Source organism: Frankia sp. AvcI1 (genome assembly GCF_001420875.1).
Classification (GTDB): Bacteria; Actinomycetota; Actinomycetes; order Frankiales; family Frankiaceae; genus Frankia; species Frankia alni.
This window is the reverse complement of the sequence record NZ_LJFZ01000012.1, coordinates 52,298-75,115: the sequence shown is the minus strand read 5'-3', so window position 1 is coordinate 75,115 and position 22,818 is coordinate 52,298. Positions and strand designations below refer to the sequence as shown.

Below are 22,818 nucleotides of genomic sequence, written 5' to 3'. Positions count from 1 at the left end.
NCGCATCCGCGACTTCGGCGCCGGCGTCGTCGTCATGGCCTTCGACGAGCAGGGCCAGGCGGACACCACCGAGCGCAAGGTGGCGATCTGCGGGCGTGCCTACGACCTGCTCACCGGCAAGCTTGGTTTCCCGGCCACGGACATCATCTTCGACCCGAACGTACTCGCCGTGGCCACCGGCATTCCCGAGCACAACGGCTACGCCAAGGNGTTCATCGACGCCCTTCCGCTGATCAAGCAGCGCTGCCCGGGGGTGCGGATCAGCGGCGGGATCTCGAACCTGTCGTTCTCCTTCCGCGGCAACGACGTCGTCCGCGAGGCGATGCACTCGGCGTTCCTGCTGCACGCGGTGCGCGCCGGGCTCGACATGGGCATCGTGAACGCCGGCCAGCTCGCCGTCTACGCCGACATCCCCGCCGAGCTGCTCGAACTCGTCGAGGACGTGCTGTTCGACCGGCGCGAGGACGCCACCGACCGGCTCGTCGCCTTCGCCGAGACGGTCAGTGGCAAGGGCACGCAGCGGGTCGTCGACCTGTCCTGGCGCGAGGCGCCGGTCGCGGCGCGGCTCTCGCACGCGCTCGTGCACGGCATCGTCGACTTCATCGAGGCCGACACGGAGGAGGCGCGGGCCGCCGCGGCGCGCCCCCTCGACGTGATCGAGGGCCCGCTGATGGACGGCATGAAGATCGTCGGCGACCTGTTCGGTTCGGGGAAGATGTTCCTGCCGCAGGTCGTGAAGAGCGCGCGGGTGATGAAGCGGTCGGTGGCCTACCTGGAGCCGTTCATGGAGGCCGAGAAGGCGCAGGCCGCCCTCGACGACAGCGCCGCGGGCCGNCCGGCTGCCCGGCGCGGCAACNGGAAGGTTGTGCTCGCCACCGTCAAGGGCGACGTCCACGACATCGGCAAGAACATCGTCGGCGTCGTGCTCGGCTGCAACAACTACGAGGTCATCGACCTCGGCGTGATGGTCCCCGCCAAGGTCATCCTCGACACCGCCGTCGCCGANGGGGCGGACGCGGTCGGCCTGTCCGGCCTGATCACGCCGTCGCTGGACGAGATGGTCGCGGTCGGCGCCGAGATGCAGCGCCGCGGGCTGAGGCTGCCGCTGCTCATCGGCGGCGCCACCACCTCCCGCCAGCACACCGCGGTGCGCATCGCCCCGGTCTACGAGGCCACCACCGTCCACGTGCTCGACGCCTCCCGCGTCGTCGGGGTGGTCTCGGACCTGCTCGACGCCGAGCGGGCCGAGCAGCTCGACGTGCGCAACCGGGCCGAGCAGGCGCGGCTGCGCGAGCAGCACGAGAACCGCCGGGCGCAGCCGCTGCTCGGTCTGGAGCAGGCGCGGGCCAACCGCGAGCAGGTGTCCTTCGACGAGCTGCCCGTCCCCGCCTTCACCGGACGCCGCATCGTCACGCCGGACCTCACCGCGCTGCGCGAGATGATCGACTGGCAGTTCTTCTTCCTCGCCTGGGAGCTGAAGGGCAAGTTCCCCGCGATCCTCGACGAGCCGGTCGCCCGCGAGCTGTTCGACGAGGCGAACGTGCTGCTCGACCAGATCATCAAGGATGGCAGCCTGCAGGCGAAGGGCGTCTACGGCTTCTGGCCCGCCTTCGCCGACGGCGACGACCTGGTGATCGAGGCCGGCGAGGTGGCGGGCGCCCGCGACGGGGTGCTGCGGCTGCCGATGCTGCGCCAGCAGACGACGAAGCCCACCGGCCGGCCCAACCGCAGCCTCGCCGACTACGTCGCGCCCGCCGGTGACCACCTCGGCGGCTTCGCCGTGGCCGTCCACGGCGCGGACACGCTCGCCGCCGAGTTCGAGGCGCGCCAGGACGACTACCGGTCGATCATGGTGAAGGCGCTCGCGGACCGGCTCGCGGAGGCGTTCGCCGAGTACATCCACCTGGCCGCGCGCCGCGAGTGGTTCGAACCGGACGCCGAGCCGAGCCTCGCGGACCTGCACGCGGAGCGCTTCCGTGGCATCCGCCCGGCGCTCGGCTACCCGGCCAGCCCCGACCACAGCGAGAAGCAGGCGCTGTTCGACCTGCTCGACGCCGGCCAGGCCGGCCTGGGCCTGACCGAGTCGTTCGCGATGACCCCGGCGTCGGCCGTCAGCGGGATCATCTTCGCCCATCCCGAGTCGAAGTACTTCACCGTGGGGCGCATCGGCCGGGACCAGGTCGAGGACTACGCCCGCCGGCGCGGACTCGGCGTCGGCGACGTCGAGCGCTGGCTGCGCCCCAACCTCGCCTACGACCCCGCCTAACAACGGCAACAACAGCGACGACACCAAGGGACGACCGGCCGTAATCGGCCGCACAATCGGCCCCTCGGCTCGGCGGAACGACATCGCCGGGCCGAGGGTGCATATCCGCGGCGGTTTATCCACGGTCGGGCGCGGCCGCTGCGGCAGCCGTCGGCGGAGCCGCCCTTACGCGCGTGACCGGTCGAACACCCGTGACCGAACCGCGTTTTCACACGTTCGGGTGTTTTATGTTTACGATACGCCCAGGTTCTTATACGTTCCGTTTCGCGTCAGGAAAGATCGGCAGTGCTGCCACGATTGGTCGCCGCCGAATCCAGTACGTACCCGGAATATGTGGAGGACCTGCCATTATGGCCGATCACGTCTCGTCCACGATCGTCATCAAGGCCCAGCCCGCGGCGATTCTGGCCGTCATCGCCGACATCAGCCGGTATCCCGACTGGTCGGAGCCGGTGAAGTCCGCGGAGGTCATCGAGACCACGCCGGCCGGCCTGCCGGCGAAGGCCCGTTTCCAGGCGAAGACGACCTTCGGCAAGGAGGNCTACGCCCTCGTCTACGACTGGGTCGGTCCGAACTCCGTCACCTGGACGATGCTCGAGTCGGACCGGGTGCGCACGCTGGACGNCAGCTACACGCTGACCGATCTCGGCGACGGCAGCACCGAGGTGACCTACGACCTGACGGTCGAGCTGAAGGTGCCGATCCCCGGCCTGCTGCGCCGCAAGGCGGAGGACAAGCTGGTCGAGTCCGCCCTGTATGACCTGAAGACCCAGGTCGAGCGGTAGGCCGTCGAGCGGTAGGTCACCGCCCGCCACCGGGCGGCCCACCGATCAGGGGAAAGTGTGACCCCGGTGCCGTGGCGGCATCGGGGCCATCCCGACCGGGCATGTCCCCACGGTGCGCCGCCTCGACGTCTCCGCCGCAGCCGTGCGGCGCGTGCGGGCGTGGACAGCCCTGGCGCTGGCCGTGGCGATGGTGTGCTGGCCGGTGGCGGTCGTGGCGCTGACGACGAACCTCACCGTCCAGCGCGCCGCCTACTACCGGCAGGCCGTCGACGAGACCGACCTCTACCGCCGGCTCTACGACGAGGTGCTGGCCGACCCGGCGCTGGCCGGCGTCACCCGGGACCTGCTCGCCGGGCTGCCCGTCCCGCCGGACGTCGTCGTCGACAACCTGCGGCTGGTCGCGCCGGCGGCGGCGGTGCGCGGCGCCGTGGACTCCCTCAGCGCCCAGATCTCGGGTTATCTCGCCGGCCAGCGCCCGGCGCTGACGCTCAGCGTCGACCTGCGCCCGACGTTCGCGGCGATCGCGAAGCTCGCCACCATCTACCTGGCCGGGCAGGTGTCGGGCACGCCGACCTTCCAGGCCCACGACGTCGCCGCCGTCACGCAGGTGCTGGTCGGCGGCCTCGACCAGATGGCACAGGGACGCCGACCCGCNGGAATCCCCACGATGGACCTGACGGGCGAGCAGGCCGACCAGATCGGCTCGGTGCTGCTGGCCCGGCTCCCCGACGCCGAGCGGGCCCGGGTCGGCGGCCAGGTCGTCGGCCTGCTGAGACAGGGGAAGGTGCCGGCCGCGCTTGCCGTGGTCGGGCCCCTGCTGTTCCAGGGCGACGAGGCGGCGCTGGCCGACCTGCGCCGGCGGCTGGCCGGCGACCAGCTCGACCTGGGCACGCCGCTGGCCCGTGCGCACGAGTCGGCCGGCGTGGGCCTGCTGCACGTGCTGCACGACCTGGGCCGCTACGGCACGGTCACCGTGGGAGCGCTGTTCGCGGCCGTGGCCGTGCTGGCGGTCCTGCTCGCCGCCCGCCGCGCCCGCTGCCGGCGCGGCGACACGATCCTGCTGGTTGCCGGGGGGATGGTGGTCGGCGGGGCCGCCGCGCTGCTGCTCGGCCTGCTGCTGCCCACCCTGGTCGGCGACCCGACGGCCGGCGTGGTCGGCGCCAACCCGACGCTGCCTCTGCGGGCGCGGGATCTGCTGCACGACCTGCAGGCAAACATGATCGGCAGCATCCGCACGGTGTGGAGCCAGGTGGCCGCGGGAGTGGCGCTGGCGGGGTGCCTGCTCGGTCTCGTCGGCCTGTTCGTGCGGCGCCGGCGCCGGCCGTTCACCCGGCGCCGGTCGGTGGTCATGGCGGCGTCCGCGGCGGTGCTGCTGAGCTGCTCGTGGCTGGTGACACCGGCGCGGTTCGGCGGGGAGGCGGCGAGCTGCAACGGTGGCCGGGGGCTGTGCGGGCTGCGCTACGACGAGGCGGTCTACGCCGCCAGCCACAACGCGATGGCCTCCAGCGCCGCCGACTTCGTCGGTGCGACGCAGGATCCGGACCTCGTCGGCCAGCTCGACACCGGCGTGCGGGCGCTGCTGCTCGACGTGCAGCACTGGACGACGCCGACGCAGGTGGAGACCTTCCTGGCGGGCCTGCGCCCGCGGGAACGCGACGCGCTGGCGCCGCTGGCCCGGGGGGCCCGCTCGGCCCGGCCCGGCCTGTGGCTGTGTCACAGCGTGTGCCAGTTCGGCTCGGTGAACCTCGAGGACGCCCTGCGCTCGGTCGACGACTGGCTGGCACGCAACCCGTCCGAGGTCGTGACGCTGATCCTGCAGGACTCGGTGCCACCCGGGGAGGTGATCGCCGCCTTCCGCCGGGTCGGGCTGCTGCACCGGATCGTGACGCCCCCCGCGGACCCGCACGGGCGCTGGCCGACGCTGGGGCACCTGGTCGCGACCGACCGCCGGCTGGTGGTCTTCGCGGAGAACGCCGACGTGCCGAAGACCTGGTATCGGCGGTTCTTCCGGTACGGGGCGGACACGCCGTTCGACGTGCCCTCCCCGGCGGGGTTCACCTGCCGCGTCGGGCGTGGTTCTCGCACCGCGCCGATGCTCCTCGTCAACCACTGGGTGGAGGGCGACGATCCGGGCCGGACCTACGCCGACTCGGTGAACCGGGAACCCGCCCTGCTCGCCCACCTGCGCCGCTGTGAACGGGCCGGCCTGACCCCGACATTCGTCGCGACCGACTTCACCACCATCGGCGATCTCGTCCCGACGGTNGCCGCGCTGAATGCCCGGCGCAGCCAATCCCCCCGCTGACCCGCACCTTTTCCGCCGGATCCTCCGAGAGCGCATTTATCAACGGTTTCCGGGGAGTCGCCATCTTTTTCCCAATGGACGACGGCGGGCGGTGGTGCGTACCCGGTCAACCGGTTTATCGCGACGCTCCCGGGTATCCGGGAACGGAAAGCCTCGCCGACCACGGCCAACGGCGCCCCGGACGGAAAGAAGGTCCCGAGATCTCGCCGACCCCACGCCGATCCGCGCACGGCGACCCGGCGACGCCACGGGCGGAGGTGGATACCCGGACGCATCGGCCCACGTCGCCCGCGGCGCCTGGAAGCGCTCGCGGTACGGCCAGGTCCTGGCTGACCCTCGCCGTGCTGGCCGCGCTCGCGATCGCGGTGATCCTCGGCGGCCGGTCGGGCGGCGGCGGGTCCCGGCAGCCCGCCCTGGTGGTCGGCGACTCCATGGTCACCGTCGCCGCCAGGTCCACCGACACGGCCCCGGTCCGTCTCGTCGGCTACTCGGGACTCACCCCCGGCGTCTACGCCGACGCCACCTCGCCGTTGATCTCCGATGACCTGGCGGCGGCGGGCCGGCCGCGCACCGTGGTCCTGAACTGGAACGGCAACAATCCCGGCAACCTCGACGGCACCCAGCTCGTCGCCACCTACCGCACCGAGCTGACCGACCAGATCCGCTGGTACCTGCGCCACGGGGTGCGGCGGATCGTGCTGGCGGCGGCCGTGCCGTCCTCGTTCAACAGCACGTCCGGCCAGGTCGACTGGACGACGCCGGCCTCCCGCCTGCACGGCTGGATGCTGGGCAGCGCACGCCTCAACGACCTGTACCGCGAGCTCGCCGACGAGTTCCCGGGCCGGGTCCACTACTCGGAACGGGCCGCGCGGGCGATCCATCCGGCGATGGCCTTCAACACCGAGCTCAACGGCCACCGGTGCATCGTGGACTTCGTCCATCCCGCGCCGTACTGCGCGCAGCGCTACGCCCGGGCGCTGGTCTCCCTGGCCGCCGGGCACTGAGCCGTCCGCGGCACCGAACCGTCCGCCGGCACCGAACCGTCCGCCGGCACCGTGCCGGCTCAGGCCTCCTCCAGCAGGCTCTGGCCGAGGTAGCCGCCGGCCGGCGGTGCCGGCGGGACGGCGAACAGCGCGCTGGCCGTGTGCCGGATGAACGTGTTCAGCGCGTCGGAGGCCGCGAGGGTGCGCTGCACCGGCACGAACGACGTGCGCGGATCGGCCTGGAACGCCAGGAAGAACAGCCCGGCGTCCGGCTCGCCGGCGGCGTCGAGGCCGTCGTCGTAGGAGTAGCCGCGGCGGAACATGGCGACACCGCCGTGGAACTGCGGGTTGGACAGGCGGATGTGGGCATTGTCGGCGATCAGGGGCCGGCCGTCCGGGCCGCGGGCGGCGAAGTCCGAAGCCGTGTCCTCGCCGCCGCCGGCGGCCGCGGGCGGTGCGGACAGCGGCGCCCCGTCGTCGATCCGGCGCCCGACGACCTCGCCGCGGGCGTCCTCGGTCAGCCGTTCCCAGCTCTCCAGCAGCATCCGGATCCGCCGGCACACCAGGTAGGTCCCGCCGCGCATCCAGGCCGGGCCCCCGGCGGCCCACACGGCGAGGTCGAACTGGGCTGAGCCCGGCCGCGGATTGTTCGTGCCGTCGAGCTGCCCCATCAGGTTGCGCGGGGTGGCCGTCGGGTCGGCGGCCGCCGCCGCGGTGCGCTGGAAGCCGCGCTGCNCCCAGCGGGGCCGGACCAGGCCGGCGGCGAGCCGACCGAGCTGCCGCGCCGCGGCGAACGCGACCATCGGATCCTCGGCGCAGACCTGGACGGCGAGGTCCCCGCCGCCGCGGGCCGCCTCCAGCCGGTCGCCGGGCAGGGCCGGGATGTCCGCGAGCGGCCCGGGGATGCGCGCGTCGAGGCCCGCCCGGCGCAGCCCCGCCGCCCCGATCCCCACCGTCACCGTCAGCCCCGCCGGCCCCAGGCCCGCCGCCTCCCGACCCATCCCCGCGGCACCGCTCCGGACCACACCGCTCCCGACCACACCGCCCTGGGACACGCCGCCCTGAGGCAGACCGCCCTGAGGCAGACCGCCCTGAGGCAGACCGCCCTGAGACGCACCTCGCATCAGCGTCTGGCCTCCGTCGGTCCAGGCCCGCAGCACCGCGCCGAGGGCCGCCCGGGNCGCCACCGGATCGGTCGCCGTCAGGTCGTAGGCGGTGAACACCAGGTGGGCGGGCGCGCGCGCGGCGATGCCCGGCTGGTGGACACCGTCGCCCGCCACGGGGGCCAGCACCGCCCGGCGGACCGCTCCGACCGGATCGGCCCGCTCGGGGACCAGCCGCTGCGTCCCCACGGTCACGCCGGTGCCGGCCCCGGCACCCAGGCCGAACAGCCCTGCGCCGGCGAGCACCCGACGCCGGTGCAGCCCGGGTCGGCGATCCACGGCCGGAGCGGCCGGGACGGCGGGCGGAGCGGCCGGGTCGGCGGGCGGAGCGGCCGGGTCGGCGGGCGACGAACCCGGCGCCGGCCGGTCCGACGTCTCCCCGCCGTTCACGCAGCGCTCCCCAACAGCAGCGGCAGGTCGTGGGCGTTGTCGCGGAGGTTGTCGCGGAGGGGAACTCCGTCGGGCATGGGAACTCCAGGTGTGAGGGCGTGGCGGCCGGTACCCGCGCCGTCGGCACGGTCCGGGACGCAGGTGCGGGGATGCCTCGGGGGCGCCGGGGTNGCCTCGGCGCTCGGGATGCCCACTGGCCGCACCGCCCCCTTCGTCACATTCTGTGATCATCTGTGCGCAGAATCATGCCGAGGGGTAGGTACGCTTCTGGGCCGCAGAACCGTGCCGAAACCTCGGCACGATCTGGCCTCGATCTGGCCTCGATCTGGCCGGAAACGGCGGCGGCTGGCGGGCTGGCGGCAGTGGTCGGGCGGCGCGGACACGGCTGGCAGGCCGGTTACCCAGGGTCACGCGAGGTTCGGAGCCACTCGTCCTGGCTCAGGATCGCCGGGGTGAGGCGGACGGTGGGTCCGGGCCGCGTCAGCAGACCTGCGGAGGGCCTCGGCGGACGACGCTGTGGCGCAGCCCGGCCGGGCGCGGCCAGCCGGCGGGCGGCATCGCCGGGCGTGGCCGGCGGCGGGCGATGCCGACCGGAGCGGGGGCGGCCGGCGATCCGAGCAGCCTGCACAGGCCACGGGCGAGCACTCCCACCAGGGCACCGGTGACGCCCACGGCCGCGTCGAGGCGTCGCAGCCACCAGGCGGTCAGCCCCGCCACCAGCAGGTGCGCACCGGACATCACCAGCAGCCCACCGCCGTGCGCCATCGCGGGCATCAGCGCCGGATGAGGCGCCGCACCACCGACGGTCGCGAGCAGGCCCTCGCGGCGCAGCAGCGCCGTGGCCGCCGTGGCGTGCGCGCCGGGCGCCGCGCACAGCAGCCGGGACAGGTCCGGACCCGAGGCGGCGCCCGGCCACGCACCGAAGGCGGCGTGCAGCCCTGCCTGGGTGGCCGCCATCAGGCCGACGACGAGCGGCAACGACGGGGCCGGACCGGCGCAGACGCCGCTGACCACCGTCACGGCGACCAGGCCGGCGAGCAGCGCCCACGGTGCTGGGGCCGCTCCGTGGGCGGCAACGTGCGCGACCACGCCGAGGGCGACGCACACCGCGCCGAACACGCCGGCCCGCAGGCCTCGCGCGACCGGTCCGGCGGATGCCTCCACGCCGCGACAGTCTAGGTGATCCCCGCCCTGGGTTCTACGACCCGTCGAAGATCGGTGCGCGACGTGAGGTGAGTCCGGGCGCCGATCAGCGGCCGTCGACGCCGCCCGCGCCGGGCTCGGCCAGGCCGGCGTAGGCGTCGGGACGGCGGGTGGTGAGGAACGGGAACAGCGCCAGCCAGTCGCGGCGCTGGTCCAGGTCGAGGTCGGCGACCAGCACCGCCGGGACGTCCCGCGGCGCCCGGACCAGCACCCGTCCGTACGGGTCGCTGATGAACGAGCTGCCGTAGAAGGTCAGGGCGCCCTCCGTGCCGACCCGGTTGATCGTCACCATGAACGTGCCGTTGGCGATCCCATTACCGACGATGACGTTGTGCCACAGCGGTTCGGTGTCGAAGCCGGGATGATCGGGCTCGGAGCCGATCGCGGTCGGGTACACCAGGACGTCGGCGCCGGCGAGCGAGTACGCCCGGGCCAGCTCCGGGAACCACTGGTCCCAGNAGGTGGGAAAGCCGAAGCGCCCCTGCTGCAGCTCGACGACCGGGAAGCTGTCCGCCCCGGNCGGCCCGGGCCGGAAGTACCGGTCCTCGTGGTAGCCGGCGGTGACCGGGATGTGCATCTTGCGGGTGCGGGCGAGCAGCGCGCCGTCCGGCCCGACGACGATGGCGGTGTTGAAACCCAGCCCGTCGGGCCCGTCCGCCCGCTCGTAGAGCGACATGTGCACGGCCACGCCGAGCTCGGCGGCGAGACCGGCGGCGAGGGTGCGCGTCGGCCCGTCGTCGACGCTCTCGGCCAGCGCCGCGGGCCAGGTACCGCCTCCCGCGGGCCGGGCGCCGACCGCCGGGAGGCGCCCGTCCGGCACCCGTACGTCCGGCCCTCGGTCTGTCGGCGGCTGGCCCTCCGGCGGCACGTCGGCGAAGTAGCGCGACAGCGTCAGTTCCTGGAAGCAGACGAGCCGGGCGCCGAGCTCGGCCGCGGCGACCGCGCCCGCCCGCAGCGCGGCGGCGTGCTCGGCCGGGTCGGGATGCCAGCGGTGCTGCACCGCGGCGATCCGCAGCGGCGCGCGCGTCGGCGGCGCCACCCGGGCCGGCGAACCGGGCACCCCGATGCTGGTGATCGTCAGCATCCCCCGATGCTCTCACGCCCGGCACGCCCCGCCGGCCCCCGCCGCACCCCGCCGGCCTCGCCGCACCCCGCCGGCCTCGCTGGCCCGCGCGGCACCACGCCGTGCCCCGCCCCGTCTCGGCTGCGCCCCGGCCGCGCCCCGCCGCCGGTCGGCGGCCGGCGGGTCGCGGACGTCGCGCCTGCGATGATGACCGCCGTGCCCCCCGCTCCCGCCGCCCGTCGGATGCCGGCCGAGTGGGAGCCGCATGCCAGGACCTGGATGGCGTTCCCGCCCCCGAACGACACCTTCGGCGCGCAGGGCTCCCCCGGCCTCGCCGCGGCGCGCTCCGCCTGGGCCCGCGTGGTGACGACGATCAGCCGCCACGAGCCGGTCACCCTGATCGCCGGCCCGGATCAGGGCGCGACGGCGGCCCGGCTGGTCCCCCCCGCCGTCACCGTGATCGAGCTTGCGCTGGACGACGCCTGGATGCGCGACAGCGGCCCGACGTTCACGATCGACGGCGACGGGCACCTGGGCGCCGTCGACTGGGTCTTCAACGGCTGGGGCGCCCAGGACTGGGCGCGTTGGGACGCGGACCGGCTGCTGGCCACGGCCGTCGCCGCGCGGGCCGGCGCGGTGGCACGCCACTCGGCGCTGACGAACGAGGGCGGCGGGATCGCCGTGGACGGTGCCGGCACCGTGCTGCTGACCGAGACGGTCCAGCTCGACCCGCACCGCAACCCCGGCTGGGACCGCGCCCGGGTGGAGGCGGAGCTGCACGCCCAACTCGGCACGACCCGCGCGATCTGGCTGCCGCGGGGCCTCGCCCGCGACTATGACCGGTTCGGCACCCGCGGGCACGTCGACGTCGTCGCCGCGTTCGTCCGGCCCGGCCTCGTCGCCGTGCACAGCCAGCCCGACCCGGCGCATCCCGACCATGCCACGACCCGGGAGCTGGCCGCGCTGCTGCGGGCCAGCCACGACGCCGCCGGCCGCCCGCTGGAGGTCGTCGAGATCGCGGCGCCCACCGTGCTGGAGGTCGACGGGGGCCCGGCCGGCTACTCCTACCTCAACTACTACGTCGCCAACGGCCTGGTCGTCGCCGGAGTCTTCGACGACCCCCGCGACGCCGACGCCCTCGACCTGCTCGCCCGGCTGTACCCGACCCGCCGGGTCGAACCCGTGGACGCGCGGGTGATCTTCGGCCACGGCGNCGGAATCCACTGCATCACCCAGCAGCAACCCCAGGTCCTGCGCTGACCCGACCGCCGCCGAGCCACCCGCGGCGCGGACGACCCGACCCCTCTTATTGACATCCGTTTTCGGAATCGTTTTCATCAGGGGTGTCCGCTCTGCGAAGTGAGGATCCCGTGCCCGTCATCCCCACCCCCACCCGGCTCGCCGCCGGGGTCGCCGGCCTGGCCCTGCTCGCGGCCCTCCTGGCCGGCTGCGGCTCGTCCTCCGCCGGAAGCGGCAACGCCGGCGCCGGCGGGCGGCTGCCGGTCGTCGCCACGACCAGCCAGGTCGCCGACTTCACCCGGGTCGTCGGCGGGGACCGGGTCCGCGTCGCCCAGTTGCTGAAGCCCAACGTCGACCCGCACGACTACGAGCCCACCCCGGCCGACATCGAGGCGGTCGCCGACGCCAAGGTGCTGGTCGAGAACGGCGTCGGGCTGGAGAGCTGGCTCGACGACGCCGTCGGCGCCGCCGGCTTCGACGGCATCCGGGTCGACGCGAGCCGCGGCGTGACCATCCGGGCCGNCAGCGGGGACGAGGAGAAGGCCGGCGACCCGCACATCTGGCACAACCCGCTCAACGCCAAGATCATGGTCGCGGACATCGAACGCGGGCTCGCCCAGGCCGATCCCGCGAACGCCGGCTACTTCCACGCCAACCGGATCATCTACGACAAGAAGCTCGACGTGCTCGACGGCGACATCCGGCGTCAGATCGCCACGATCCCGCCGGCCGACCGCAAGCTGGTCACCAACCACGACGCCTTCGGCTACTACATCGAGCGCTACGGCCTGACCTTCGTCGGCTCGATCATCCCGAGCTTCGACACCGCCGCGGAGCTGTCCGGCAGCAACATCCGGACGATCGTCGACAGGATCCGCAGTACCGGGACCAAGGCCGTCTTCTCCGAGTCGTCGCTGCCGCCGCGGACCGCGCGGACCATCGCGACCGAGGCCGGCGTGCGGGTCGAGGCCGGGGAGGACTCGCTCTACGGCGACTCCCTCGGCCCCGCCGGCTCCGACGGGGCCACCTACCTGCAGATGGAGGAGCACAACACCCGCGTGATCGTTGCCGCGCTGCGCTGAGCCGCCACCGTGCCCGCCCGCTTACCCAAAGATGACAGTTACGTCACGGTAGAGTCGGGACCGGCATGGGCGGAGCCGCGGCGACGTGATCGGACGAGGCCGGGGGCCGAGCGCGGCAAGGCGCGGCCGCCGGCGCGCAGAAGACCCGTCCGACCAGGACTTCGGGCCGTTCGCCGGCGCCCGCCTGTCCCGCGGAGACCCCGGACGGGCGCGAGGGAATCGACGTGGATGACGACGTGAGGCTCAGCGCGGACCGCGCAACCGGCAGGGGCGAGTGGGTGCCGCAGCCTCGGCACCCCGACCACCCGGTCCGACTCGGCGACGCGGTCACCTACCGTGATCTGGCTCACGTGGACATCCCGGCGGAGCCCGCGCCCGCGCCCCCGCGGTCGAGCAGCCGGGTCACCGCGCTGTGGACGGTCGGCGACCAGGTGGTGTCGAGCGGCACCAACGCGGCGATCAACTTCATCATCGCCCGCCGGGTGGATTCCAGCGAGTTCGGCGCGTTCGCGATCGCCTACACGATCTTCGCGATGATCGTCGGGTTGGCCCGAGCGGCCGGGACGGCGCCGCTGGGGATCAGCTACGCCGACGTCCCGGCGACGACGTTCCGCTCGGCGGTGCGGGCCGCGGCCGGCACGGCGCTGGCGCTCGGCGTCGTCGTCGGCGTGGGTCTGCTCGTCGTCGGAGCCGCCCTGCGCGGCGCGGTGGGGTTGAACCTCGTCGCGATGGGCGTGATCATGCCAGCGCTGCTCGTGCAGGACGCCTGGCGTTACGCCTCGTTCGCCCAGGGCCGTCCCCTGCTCGCCGTCGGTAATGACCTTGTCTGGGCGGCGGGGCTGGCCGTGGGGGTCGGCCTGCTCGCCGCCGGTTCGGACACCGGCGGCGGGGCGGCGGCGATGGTGCTGGTCTGGGGGGCGGCGGCCGCCCTCGCCGCGCTGGTCGGCGTCGCGCAGCACCATGCCTGGCCCGATCCGCGGCGCGCGCTGGCCTGGTTCACCGGCCACCGCGAGACAACCGGCTTCATGACCGCGGAGTTCATCTCGCTGCAGGGCGCCCAGCAGACGTCCACCCTGGTCATCGGGGCCGTCGGTTCCACGTCGCTCGTCGGGGCCCTGCGCGGGCTGCAGACTCTGCTGGCCCCCACGACGAACCTGGCCGTCGCGCTGATGAGCTTCGCCATCCCCGAGTTCNCGCGGCGCAAGCACATGCCCCCCGGCCAGGTCATCCGCGGCGCCTACCTGGTCTCCGGGCTCGTGGTCGTCTCCAGCTCGCTGTGGGGGCTGGCGTTCATGCTGCTGCCCGCCGACTTCGGCGCGGCCCTGCTCGGCGACACCTGGGGACAGACCCACGACCTGCTGCTGCTCGCCGTCGTCGCGCAGGTGGGCCCGGGACTCGCGGTCGGCCCCGCCGCGGTGCTCTATGCCTTCGGCAAGACCCGGCTCACCTTCTGGATCAACCTGTTCTTCGTGCCGTTCCTGCTGGCCTGCCCGGTCACCGGCCTGCTGGTCGGCGGCGCCAGAGGGGTGGTCATCGGCAACATCATCGTGTTCTGGGCGACGATCCCGCCCTGGCTCTACTACCTGCACCGCCAGGTCCGCACCGCCGGCGGCGCCCACGCCGAGGCGACCGGTCCGAGGTAGCCACCCCCCACTCCACCAGTACGAGTGACTCCATTGGGCAGGTATGGAGTAGCCGTCAAGGCCGCCACGCGAGACCAATGCCCCTTACGTAACTGTATCGTGGCCGGGGCTCGGAACAGCGGGGCGGCCGGTCAGGCCGGGACGTCGGCCGTCGCCGCCGCGCCGAACTGGACCGAACGCATCGAGTTGCCGTACCAGAAGCCGTGATGCGGGAAGATCACCGGCCCGGGGGTGTCGAGAGCGGCGCCCAGAGCCACGAACAGCGGGACGAAGTGTTCCTGGCTCGGCAGCGCCCGGCGCACCCCGGGAGCGCGGTCGCGGTAGTGCACCAGGGCATCGAGGTCGCCTCGGCCGAGCGCGTCGGCCACCCAGGCGTCGAAGGCGGCCACGTCGGGGTGGGGGCTGCTGTCCGGGTTCGACAGGTCGGCGTGGCCGGTGGAGTGGGTGAGCAGGCCGGTGGCGAAGATCAGCACGCCGTCGTCCCGCAGCGGCGCCAGCCGCCGGCCGAGCTCCAGCAGGCCCACCGGATCCTCCGTGGGCAGGGAGATCTGCAGCACGGGAACGTCCGCGTCCGGATACATGTAGATCAGCGGGATGAAGGCCCCGTGGTCGAGCCCGCGGTCGGGCTGCGCGACGAGCGGCTGGCCGGGACCGAGCAGACGGGCGACCTCGGCCACGAGGTCGGGAGCCCCCGGAGCCGGGTAGCGCAGCTGGTAGAAGCGCTCGGGGAAGCCGTAGAAGTCGTAGTACAGCGGGACGGGCGTGGTCGTCGCGCCGTACGCGATCGGGTTCTGCTCCCAGTGCGCGGAGATCACCAGGATCGCCCGGGGGCGCGGCAGCGCCCGGCCCCACGCCGCGAGCTCGGCGGTCCAGTGCGGATGGTCGATCAGCGGCGGGGCGCCCTGGGTGGCGTAGATCGCGGGCATGCGCACGCCGCCGGCGGCGGACTCGAGCGGGGAGGAAGCAGACGCGGTCGACACTGGTTCGTGCTCCTTGTCCTCATGAACTTGCCGCCATGAAACAGACCTTCAGCGTACGGAGGCACAGCACGGCTGGTCAGCGAACTGGCACGTGTCCCGCATCGCTCATGCGCCATGCCATGACAGCAGATCTTGCTAGCATGAGTCGCATGAGCCGGACGATCACACTGCGTCTCTCGGACGAGGCCTACGAGTCGGTCCGGCGCTACGCCGAGGCCGACCAGACCTCGATGAACGCGTGGATCGAGGGCGTGCTCGACGCAGAGGACATGCGCCGGCGCTGCGCCGCGCACGGGGCCTGGCTGCGGNCCGACCCGGCCGTGGCGCAGGCGGCCCTGGCCTTCGGGGAGGCCAACCAGCAGGACCTCGCGGCGACCGGACATCCCGGCCTGACCGACACCGCCCCGTGAGAGCACCACGGCGTGGGGAGATCTGGACCGCGAACACCGGCCCGACGCCCCAGGCCGTGCTGGTGCTCAGTTCCACCGTCTACAACGAGATCGTCGACGAACCGACCGTGCTGGTTGCCCTGGTCGTGGAGCACGCGACCGGCGAGGGGTTCTGCGTCGACCTCGGCGGCGGCCTGTGGGCCGTGATGGGCCTGGTCACGTTCGTCGCGAAGGCCGGTCTCGTCGCCTGCCTGCGCTCGGTCGACACCCAGGCGCTGACCAGCGCCAACACCATGCTGTTCAAGATCCTCGCCACGCCCGAACGCTGAGGCGGCCGCGCTCCCGGCCGCAGCCGGGCTCAACGCCCCTCGGCCACGACCGGGTTCGCGCCGTCGAGTGCGGCCAGCAGGTCGGCGAGCTGGCGGGCGTTACGCTGCGCGTAGTCGGCGCAGCAGTTGTTCATGAGCACCTGGGTGCGGGCGGCGGNGTCCGCCAGCCGGCGCAGTTTCGGCGCCCAGTCCTGCAGCTCCTCCTCGCTGTAGCGGTATCCGAAGCGCTCGTGGATGTCGCGGCTCGTCCACTTCTCGCTGTGCCCGTGGAAGCGGACGACCGCGAGATCCGCGGTCGCGGCGAGCACCGGCGGGACCGAGCTCGGGTGGCCCTGGGGCATGTCGACGCAGACGTAGGGAAGCGCGTAGGAGGTGAGGAAGTCGAGGGTCTCGTCGCGGTTGCGCCCGTCCATCCAGGTGTGGTTCCGGAACTCGACGCAGATCCGCAGNGGCCGGCACCGCTGCTGGCATTCCAGGATGTACCGCTTGTTCGCGGCGCTGATCGGGAACCACTGGGGAAACTGGAACAGCACGGCGCCGAGCTTGCCCGCCTCGGCCAGCGGATCCAGCGCGGCGAGGAACCGCTCCCACACCTGATCGACGACCCCGGTGTCGACGTCCTTCAGGTACAGGTTCTTCCGGTCCGCCGGGACCAGGCCCCGCAGATCGGAGTACAGCACGCCGGGACGGGTCGGATGCCCCGTCAGCAGCGAAAACGCCTTGATGTTGAAGGTGAACCCGGGCGGGGTCCGGGCCGCCCACATCCGCACGGTCTGTTCCGCGGGCGGGGCATAGTAGGTGGCGTCGACCTCGACGAGCGGGAACTGCCGGGCGTAGTAGAACTGCCGGGCGTAGTAGCGCAACCGCTGCTCGGCGGTGGTGACCTCCGGCGGATACCACCCCGACCGCAGCAACGTCGGATCCGTCCAGGACGCCGTCCCGATCAGGACATCACCCATGCCCGCCACCTCGCCCGCGCCGCTCGACTGCCACGGCGGATACCTGCCCCGCGAGCGGTCACCGACGCCGATCGGTCCGACGCCAGGTCTGGCTCTGAGCCGCAGCCGGAGCCGGAGCCGCAGCCGGAGCCGGAGCCGTCGGGACGTCCGGACCCACAGCTTCCGAAGGAAGCCCTGCGGCGACCTCGGCGGGCTCGACGTGGCTGTGGGCGGCGAGCCAGGCCGCCGCGAGGACCGTGAGCACGAACCCGGTCGCCGCGACACCACCGCTGCCCGACCTGGCGTGGTCGCCCAGCAGGGTCAGTCCGATGAGCGCGGGAGCGACGGTCTCCGCCGTGGCCTGCCCCGCCATGGCGATCGTGACCGAGCCCCGCTGCAGCGCCGCGGCGAACGCGACCATGCCGACCACCCCGTAGACCAGCAGCGCCCAGGACAGCGGATCCGCGACGACGTCGACGAGGGTGTGGTCGGCCTCCAACGCGCGGGCGCACAGCGCCGTCCCGCCGAACGCCAGGCCGGACAGGCCGCCGAGGGCGAGGACGGCGCGCCCCTCGGACAGCGCCCGGCCAGCCCAGAGACAGCCCAGGGCCGTCGGCAGGATGCCGAGCGCGATCAGGACGGCGGCCGTCGACCCCACCGGTCGCGGCTTCCCCGGCGCGGCGGTGACCGCGAGCAGCACCACCCCGAGCCCGAGGACCACCAGAGTGCCCACCTGGGCCCGGCGCAGCCGGAGCCCCAGGAAGACCCTCGCCAGCACGGCCGTCACGCCGACGCTGGCCACCAGGATCGCCTGGACGGCGAACAGCGGCAGGGCCCGCACCGCGACCAGCGAGAGCAGCCAGCCGATCAGGTCCAGCCCCATCCCGGCGAGGTAGGGAGCCTGCGTCGCAAGCCGCACCAGCAGGCGGGGATCCAGGGCGCCGGCGGTCGTCGCGGTCCGGCGGGCGCCGACGCTCTGCAGGATCGAACCGACCCCATAGCAGACGGCGCACGCGAAAGCCGACAGATACGCCACGAACACCCACTCAGCCTAGGGCGCNCTCCCTCAGGGGACCGCGATCCCTCAGGAGACCGCGATCCCTTAGGAGACGAGGTCCCTCAGGAGACGAGGTCCGCCAGGTCGTCGAGCCGGAGCACGACCGCGGCCACCATGGCACTGGTGACCTCCGACGCCTCCTCCACCTCGTCCACCACCGCGCGGACCCGGCCGACGCCGCCGCTGCGGGCGGCCCGCCTGACCGCCGTGTCCAGATCGCCGCCCGCCCTCGCCAGCAGCGCCTCGACCAGCCGGGCATGGCTGCTGGCAAGCTTCGACCGCAGCGACGCCTTCGCCATCGTCTCCCAGTAGGAGTCCCCGGGTCGGTCGACGATGCGGGTGGTCAGCCGGCCCAGCCCGAGCCGAACGCCGAGGTCGAAGTACTCGGTCAGCACCTCGGTCACCGCGATGTCGTGCTGCAGCGCCACGTCGACGATGTCGAGGGCGTTGACCATCACCTTCAGCCTCGCGACCTGCTCCGCCGCGCGCAGCGNCAGACCCGCGCCGAGCAGGCGGCGCCGCACGGTCTCGATGGCGTCGAGTTCCTCCCGGGCGCCCAGGCGGCGCAGCGTCTCCGGCAGTGCCATCGCCACCTCGCTGACGCCGTCGTAGTACCGCATGGTCTCGGCGGTCAGGTCCAGCGGCCTCGGCCGCCGCCGCAACAGCCACTGGGCCGCGTACTCCTGCAGCATGCGGCACTGCAGCAGGGCCTCGACGGCGGCGTCGACCCGGTCGCCGCCGGGCACGTCGCCACGGCGGCGGGCCCGCGACGGCGTTCCGGCGGCCGGCTGGTGATGGCCGTCGACCGCCTCCCAGACCCAGGCCAGCCCGAACAGGTCCCGGGTGATGAGGAAGGCACGGACACCGTCAACCGGCAGCGCACCGGTCAGTTCCTCCAGCCGGAACAGGAAGCCGGCGCCGACCCGGTCGACGAGGTCGTTGGCGAGCTGGGAGGCGGCGATCGCCCGCCACAGCGGATGCCGGTCAAACCGCGGACCGATCAGGGGACGGAGCGTGGCCGGCAGGTAGGCGTCCAGCGCCTCGGCGGTCGCCGGCTCGGCCAGCAGGTCCGACCCGACGAGCTCGCCGACGACCTCGCGTTTGCCGTAGGCGTGCAGAATGGCGATCTCGGGACGGGTCAGCACCGGGCCCCTGCCCATCCGCGCGCGCATCACCTCCTGGTCCGGGACGGGGTCGACGGACGGGTCGAGGATGCCCGCNGAGACGAGGTGACCGGTGAGCCGAGCCATGCCCTCGACCGACTCGGCGGCCTGCCGTTCGGAGACGCTCAGCGACAGCACCTGCCGGGCAGAGTCGGCGAGGACCAGCTGCACGACCTCGTCCGTGGCCGCCGCCAGCAGATCGTCCCGCCCAGACGGGTCCACCGGGCCAGCACCCGGCGAGCTCCCACCGATCGGCCCGGGCACGCGGCCGGCGGCAGCAAGACCGATCTTGAGGTTCACCTCGCGGTCCGAGCAGTCGACGCCGGCCGAGTTGTCGATGAAGTCGGTGTTGCACCGGCCGCCCGCCAGGCAGTACTCGACCCTGGCCGCCTCCGTCAGGCCGAGGTTGCCACCCTCGGCCACGACTCTCGCACGCAGTTCGGACGCGTCGACCCGGCAGCGGTCGCGTGCCTTGTCGCCGACCGCGTGGTGGTCCTCGCGCGAGGCCTTGGCCCAGGTGCCGATTCCGCCGTTCCACAGCAGGTCGACCGGCGCCCGCAGGATCGACCGGATCAGCTCGTCCACGGTCAGGCATTCGGCGTCCACCCGCAGTCGGGCCCGGATCTGCGGGGACAGCGGGACCCGTCGGGCCGACAGCGGAAACACTCCGCCACCGGCGGACAGCGCCGACCGGTCGTAGTCGTCCCAGCTGCTGGTGGGCAGCGCCGCAAGCCGCCGCCGCTGCGCGTACGAGCGGCCGGGGTCGGGGTCGGGGTCGAGGAAGAGGTGTCGGTGGTCGAACGCGGCGACGAGGCGCAGCTGGTCCGACTGCAGCAGCCCGTTGCCGAACACGTCCCCCGACATGTCCCCGATCCCGACGACGGTGATCGGTTCACCGTCGGCGTCCACCCCCAGCTCGGCAAAGTGGCGCCACACCGACTCCCAGACGCCCCGGGCGGTGATCCCCAGCGCCTTGTGGTCGTAGCCGGTCCGGCCGCCGGAGGCGAACGCGTCGCCGAGCCAGTAGCCGGACTCGACGGCGATCGCGTTCGCGAGGTCGGAGAACCGGGCCGTGNCCTTGTCCGCCGCGACGACGAGATAGCTGTCCTCGCCGTCATGACACACCAGCCCGGGCCGGCGGACGGTGACCCCGTCGACCCGGTTGTCGGTCAGTGCCAGCAACGCGTGGATGAAGGCCGTGTAGCAGGCGCGGCCCTCGGCCTCCCGTCGCCGCGGGTCGTCCGGGGGGTGCCGCAGGACATAGCCGCCCTTGGCCCCGTCGGGCACGATCAGCGCGTTCTTGACCCGCTGTGCCTTCATCAGCCCGGCGATCTCGGCACGCAGGTCCTCAGTACGGTCGGACCAGCGGATCCCGCCGCGGGCGACCAGCCCGGCGCGCAGGTGCAGGGCGTCGAAGCGCGCCGTGCTCACGAAGACCTCGGCCGCGGGAAGGGGACGCGGCAGCCACCGCAGCCGGCCTGGGTCGAGCTTCACCGCGAGCGCCTCGCCCGGCAGGTAGTAGGTGGTGCGCACGACGGCGAGGACGACGTCGCGCAGGCGGGTGAGCAGCAGGTCCTCATCGACACCGGCGACCGTGTCCAGGTCGCGGTCAAGGCTGGCCGCCAGGTCCGCAGCGCCGTCCGGGTCTTNGGCACCGGGACGCATCCGAGCGTGGAACAGCGCGACGAGGTCCCGTGCGAAGGACGCGCGCGCGGTCAGCATCCGATGCCCGTACGCCTCGCTCAGCGGCAGCCCGGCGTGCAGCAGGTACCGCAGCAGGGCGCGTAGCAGCGCAACCTCGCCGGCGGCCAGCCCCGCGGTCAGCACCAGCCGGTCGAGTGGGTCGCTGTCGGCCCGCCCCGCCCAGATCGCCCTCAGCGTCTCGCCCAGCTCGCCGACCTGGGCGAGCGCCTGGGTTGCCAGCTCGGGGGGGCCGAGAATCCGATACTCGTCGACGCTGACGGTTTCGCCGGTTATGCACCCATCGCCGAGGCCGGCTGACTCAAGAGGATGTTGGTCCTCGGCCCGCAGGCCGAGATTGGCGAGCATCGGGACGACGTCGGCCAGCGGCGGGCCGGCGCCGCGCCAGGCGAGCCACAGTGCAAGCGGGCAGCTGCCGTCGACCCGCCGCACCGCCAACCCCGGCGCGCCCTGCGTGGCCAGGGCGGCGCGCGCCTCGTCGGCCGCGGCAGGACGGCCCGACGCGGGGGCGCTGTCCGCTCTGCCCACTCCGGCCGCTCCGCCCGCTGATCCGATCGAGGCGCTCATCGCATCTCCCTGACGGCCACGGATCGACCACACGAATAACAACTCACTGCTACTGTGCCCACTCGAAGCGTGATGATTCGCCATCGCGGAAGGCGCCCAGCGGGAACTCGCCCGTCTACCAGGCCACCGCGCCGCGTCGGTCGAAGAACGTGCCCGAGGCCGCGTCCGCGGGCAGGGTCGCGGCCCGGACGACAACCTCCGACGCCTGCTCCGCGGTCAGCGGGGCCTGCTCCCTGTTGACGGGCGTCAGGTCGGTCTGCACGAAACCGGGGCAGACAGAGGTGACCTTGATCGGTGTGTCGGCGAGCTTCTTGGCCAAGGCGATCGTGACGCTGTTGAGCGCCGCCTTGGAACTCTGGTAGGCCGGCACGACCATCGAGTAGTACGGCGATGCGGAATCGGCCTGGTCGTGGAGCGAACCCATCGTCGTGGAGACGTTGACGATCCGTCCGGCCTGGCTCCTGCGCAGCAGGGGCAGGAACGCCTCAGTGACCGCGACNGGGCCGAAGACGTTGGTCGCGTACGTCTCCTTGAACAGCCTCAGGGAGGCGAACTCGTGCTGCTCTCCGTCGGTGGCCTCGGGCAGGACTCCGGCGTTGTTGACCAGGATGTCCAGCCGACCGTCCAGTTCCAGGACCCGGTTCGCGGCCGCCTCGACGCTGTCGGGCGATGTGACGTCGAGCATCAGCCCCTCGGCGTCGTATCCCGTCGTCCTCAGGTCGGCCGCAACCTTGTCGGCCGAGGCCTGGTCGCGTGCGGTGACGATGACCCGATGGCCGAGGCGGCCGAGGGCCTGCGCGGTGGCGAAGCCCAGCCCGCGGTTGCTTCCCGTGACGAGTGCGACAGACATACGTGTCCCCTCCGAGGGTCGGCACGCCGCCGTGGCGTCGGCGGCGAGAGCGCCGGTGCGTCGCTCACCCGGAAGACGCCGGCACCGGCCAGAACGTGAGGTGTTGGTCGCACCCCGGACTCCGGCACTCCAGGGATCCGGGGATCCTCGGCCGGCGGCTCGCCGTCGTCAGATCGCTCCTTCGAGCCGCAGGAGGGTCCGCTTGGCGTCGTCACCCCCGACGTACCTGCCGATCCCACCGTCGCTGCGCACCACGCGATGGCAGGGGATGACGACGGGCAGCGGATTCGTCGCGCAGGCCGTGCCGACAGCCCGGACCGCACGCGGGCTTCCGGCCAGCGCGGCCACCGCCGCGTAGCTGGCCGTGCCGCCGTACGGGATCTCCCGCAGGTGCTCCAACACCGTGAGCCGGAACCTGGAGGCAAGCCGCAGGTCGAGATCCACGTCGAAGCGGTACCGGACCCGGGAGAAATAGTCGTCGAGCTGCCCGGCGNCGGCGTCAAGCCGGCCACCTGCCTTCAGCAGGCGAGGACTGATCCGCTCGGCGAGGGTCGCCAGGACGGTGTCGTGGCCCTCCACCTCGTACGCCACCCGCACCAGGCCCCGGCGGGTCGCGACGAGCAGGAGCCGCCCGACCGGCGCATCCACGGTGCGGTACACCACGTCGAGCAGGCCGTCTCGCTCCGCCTCGGCCAGCAGCCGCAGACGCAGCCGGCTCAGAT

At 73.3% G+C, this 22,818-nt stretch carries 15 protein-coding genes and 18 pseudogenes; 13 read left to right on the top strand and 20 right to left on the bottom strand.

What is annotated here, in order from left to right; translation table 11 throughout:
* Position 1: 1 nt before the first annotated feature.
* From UK94_RS52100 to UK94_RS14370, 8 genes and pseudogenes are all read left to right on the top strand, one after another.
* Positions 2-209 (top strand): annotated as a pseudogene (locus UK94_RS52100) (dihydropteroate synthase); the annotation flags it as partial.
* Between the two features lies 1 nt (position 210).
* Positions 211-834: pseudogene (locus tag UK94_RS52095) on the top strand (B12-binding domain-containing protein); the annotation flags it as partial.
* 23 nt (positions 835-857) lie between these two features.
* A pseudogene (locus tag UK94_RS52085) lies at positions 858-1,005 on the top strand (cobalamin-dependent protein); the annotation flags it as partial.
* A 1-nt stretch (position 1,006) separates the two neighbouring features.
* Positions 1,007-2,266 (top strand): vitamin B12 dependent-methionine synthase activation domain-containing protein (locus UK94_RS52080; RefSeq protein WP_313949507.1); only part of this gene is annotated, 1,260 nt, incomplete at its 5' end.
* 227 nt (positions 2,267-2,493) lie between these two features.
* Positions 2,494-2,806: pseudogene (locus UK94_RS76115) on the top strand (SRPBCC family protein); the annotation flags it as partial.
* A 1-nt stretch (position 2,807) separates the two neighbouring features.
* Positions 2,808-2,890: pseudogene (locus UK94_RS52070) on the top strand (cyclase); the annotation flags it as partial.
* A gap of 1 nt (position 2,891) precedes the next feature.
* Positions 2,892-3,051, top strand: a pseudogene (locus UK94_RS52065) (cyclase); the annotation flags it as partial.
* Between the two features lie 2,646 nt (positions 3,052-5,697).
* Complete coding sequence (locus tag UK94_RS14370) at positions 5,698-6,360, top strand: hypothetical protein (RefSeq protein WP_231861444.1); 663 nt, start codon at positions 5,698-5,700, stop codon at positions 6,358-6,360.
* Between the two features lie 59 nt (positions 6,361-6,419).
* On the opposite strand, the gene UK94_RS52060 is transcribed toward UK94_RS14370, so the two are convergent.
* The 7 genes and pseudogenes from UK94_RS52060 to UK94_RS52035 all read right to left on the bottom strand — a co-directional run.
* Complete coding sequence (locus tag UK94_RS52060; protein WP_235487975.1) at positions 6,420-7,010, bottom strand: Dyp-type peroxidase; 591 nt, start codon at positions 7,008-7,010, stop codon at positions 6,420-6,422.
* A gap of 65 nt (positions 7,011-7,075) precedes the next feature.
* Positions 7,076-7,519, bottom strand: a pseudogene (locus UK94_RS52055) (Dyp-type peroxidase); the annotation flags it as partial.
* A 1-nt stretch (position 7,520) separates the two neighbouring features.
* Positions 7,521-7,892: pseudogene (locus UK94_RS52050) on the bottom strand (hypothetical protein); the annotation flags it as partial.
* A 480-nt stretch (positions 7,893-8,372) separates the two neighbouring features.
* Entirely contained in the window at positions 8,373-9,056 is a 684-nt protein-coding gene (locus tag UK94_RS14355) for a hypothetical protein (protein ID WP_055750240.1), read from the bottom strand.
* Between the two features lie 85 nt (positions 9,057-9,141).
* Positions 9,142-9,553: pseudogene (locus UK94_RS52045) on the bottom strand (nitrilase-related carbon-nitrogen hydrolase); the annotation flags it as partial.
* Between the two features lies 1 nt (position 9,554).
* A pseudogene (locus UK94_RS52040) lies at positions 9,555-9,614 on the bottom strand (hypothetical protein); the annotation flags it as partial.
* 1 nt (position 9,615) lies between these two features.
* The coding region (locus UK94_RS52035; RefSeq protein WP_313949506.1) for a nitrilase-related carbon-nitrogen hydrolase at positions 9,616-10,179 on the bottom strand (564 nt) is incomplete at its 3' end.
* Here UK94_RS52035 and UK94_RS14345 point away from each other — a divergent pair.
* The 4 genes and pseudogenes from UK94_RS14345 to UK94_RS52025 form a co-directional block, all read left to right on the top strand.
* Positions 10,078-11,371: pseudogene (locus UK94_RS14345) on the top strand (agmatine deiminase family protein); the annotation flags it as partial. The gene UK94_RS52035 and the pseudogene UK94_RS14345 overlap by 102 nt on opposite strands.
* 1 nt (position 11,372) lies before the next feature.
* Positions 11,373-11,418 (top strand): hypothetical protein (locus UK94_RS73845; protein ID WP_268761355.1); only part of this gene is annotated, 46 nt, incomplete at its 5' end.
* Between the two features lie 83 nt (positions 11,419-11,501).
* Positions 11,502-11,919: pseudogene (locus UK94_RS52030) on the top strand (metal ABC transporter substrate-binding protein); the annotation flags it as partial.
* Position 11,920: 1 nt separating this feature from the next.
* On the top strand, positions 11,921-12,479 hold a 559-nt coding region (locus UK94_RS52025), incomplete at its 5' end, for a zinc ABC transporter substrate-binding protein (protein WP_235487914.1).
* Positions 12,480-14,253: 1,774 nt separating this feature from the next.
* Here UK94_RS52025 and UK94_RS14330 read toward each other — a convergent pair.
* Positions 14,254-15,102, bottom strand: a complete 849-nt coding sequence (locus UK94_RS14330; protein WP_157734255.1) for a class III extradiol ring-cleavage dioxygenase — start codon at positions 15,100-15,102, stop codon at positions 14,254-14,256.
* A gap of 406 nt (positions 15,103-15,508) precedes the next feature.
* Here UK94_RS14330 and UK94_RS14320 point away from each other — a divergent pair, with 406 nt between their 5' ends.
* Positions 15,509-15,820: a MazF family transcriptional regulator gene (locus UK94_RS14320; protein ID WP_041938628.1), complete on the top strand. Its 312-nt coding sequence runs from the start codon at positions 15,509-15,511 to the stop codon at positions 15,818-15,820.
* Between the two features lie 29 nt (positions 15,821-15,849).
* Here UK94_RS14320 and UK94_RS52020 read toward each other — a convergent pair.
* From UK94_RS52020 to UK94_RS51970, 12 genes and pseudogenes are all read right to left on the bottom strand, one after another.
* Positions 15,850-15,977, bottom strand: a pseudogene (locus UK94_RS52020) (DUF72 domain-containing protein); the annotation flags it as partial.
* 1 nt (position 15,978) lies between these two features.
* Positions 15,979-16,233, bottom strand: a 255-nt coding sequence (locus UK94_RS52015; protein WP_235487973.1) for a DUF72 domain-containing protein, incomplete at its 3' end; no start/stop codon positions are given.
* A 37-nt stretch (positions 16,234-16,270) separates the two neighbouring features.
* Positions 16,271-16,779, bottom strand: a 509-nt coding sequence (locus tag UK94_RS52010; RefSeq protein ID WP_235487912.1) for a DUF72 domain-containing protein, incomplete at its 3' end; no start/stop codon positions are given.
* Between the two features lie 58 nt (positions 16,780-16,837).
* Positions 16,838-17,800, bottom strand: a complete 963-nt coding sequence (locus tag UK94_RS14310) for a hypothetical protein (RefSeq protein ID WP_055750235.1) — start codon at positions 17,798-17,800, stop codon at positions 16,838-16,840.
* Positions 17,801-17,877: 77 nt separating this feature from the next.
* A pseudogene (locus UK94_RS52005) lies at positions 17,878-18,308 on the bottom strand (NAD-glutamate dehydrogenase); the annotation flags it as partial.
* A gap of 1 nt (position 18,309) precedes the next feature.
* Positions 18,310-19,035, bottom strand: a pseudogene (locus tag UK94_RS52000) (NAD-glutamate dehydrogenase); the annotation flags it as partial.
* 1 nt (position 19,036) lies between these two features.
* A pseudogene (locus UK94_RS51995) lies at positions 19,037-20,053 on the bottom strand (NAD-glutamate dehydrogenase); the annotation flags it as partial.
* Between the two features lies 1 nt (position 20,054).
* Positions 20,055-20,627, bottom strand: a pseudogene (locus tag UK94_RS51990) (NAD-glutamate dehydrogenase); the annotation flags it as partial.
* A 1-nt stretch (position 20,628) separates the two neighbouring features.
* Positions 20,629-21,246 (bottom strand): NAD-glutamate dehydrogenase (locus tag UK94_RS51985; protein ID WP_235487910.1); only part of this gene is annotated, 618 nt, incomplete at its 3' end.
* 115 nt (positions 21,247-21,361) lie between these two features.
* Positions 21,362-21,745 (bottom strand): annotated as a pseudogene (locus tag UK94_RS51980) (SDR family NAD(P)-dependent oxidoreductase); the annotation flags it as partial.
* Position 21,746: 1 nt separating this feature from the next.
* On the bottom strand, positions 21,747-22,096 hold a 350-nt coding region (locus UK94_RS51975; protein ID WP_235487908.1), incomplete at its 3' end, for an SDR family NAD(P)-dependent oxidoreductase.
* A gap of 168 nt (positions 22,097-22,264) precedes the next feature.
* Positions 22,265-22,540, bottom strand: a complete 276-nt coding sequence (locus UK94_RS51970; RefSeq protein ID WP_313949509.1) for an MGMT family protein — start codon at positions 22,538-22,540, stop codon at positions 22,265-22,267.
* Positions 22,541-22,818 lie beyond the last annotated feature (278 nt).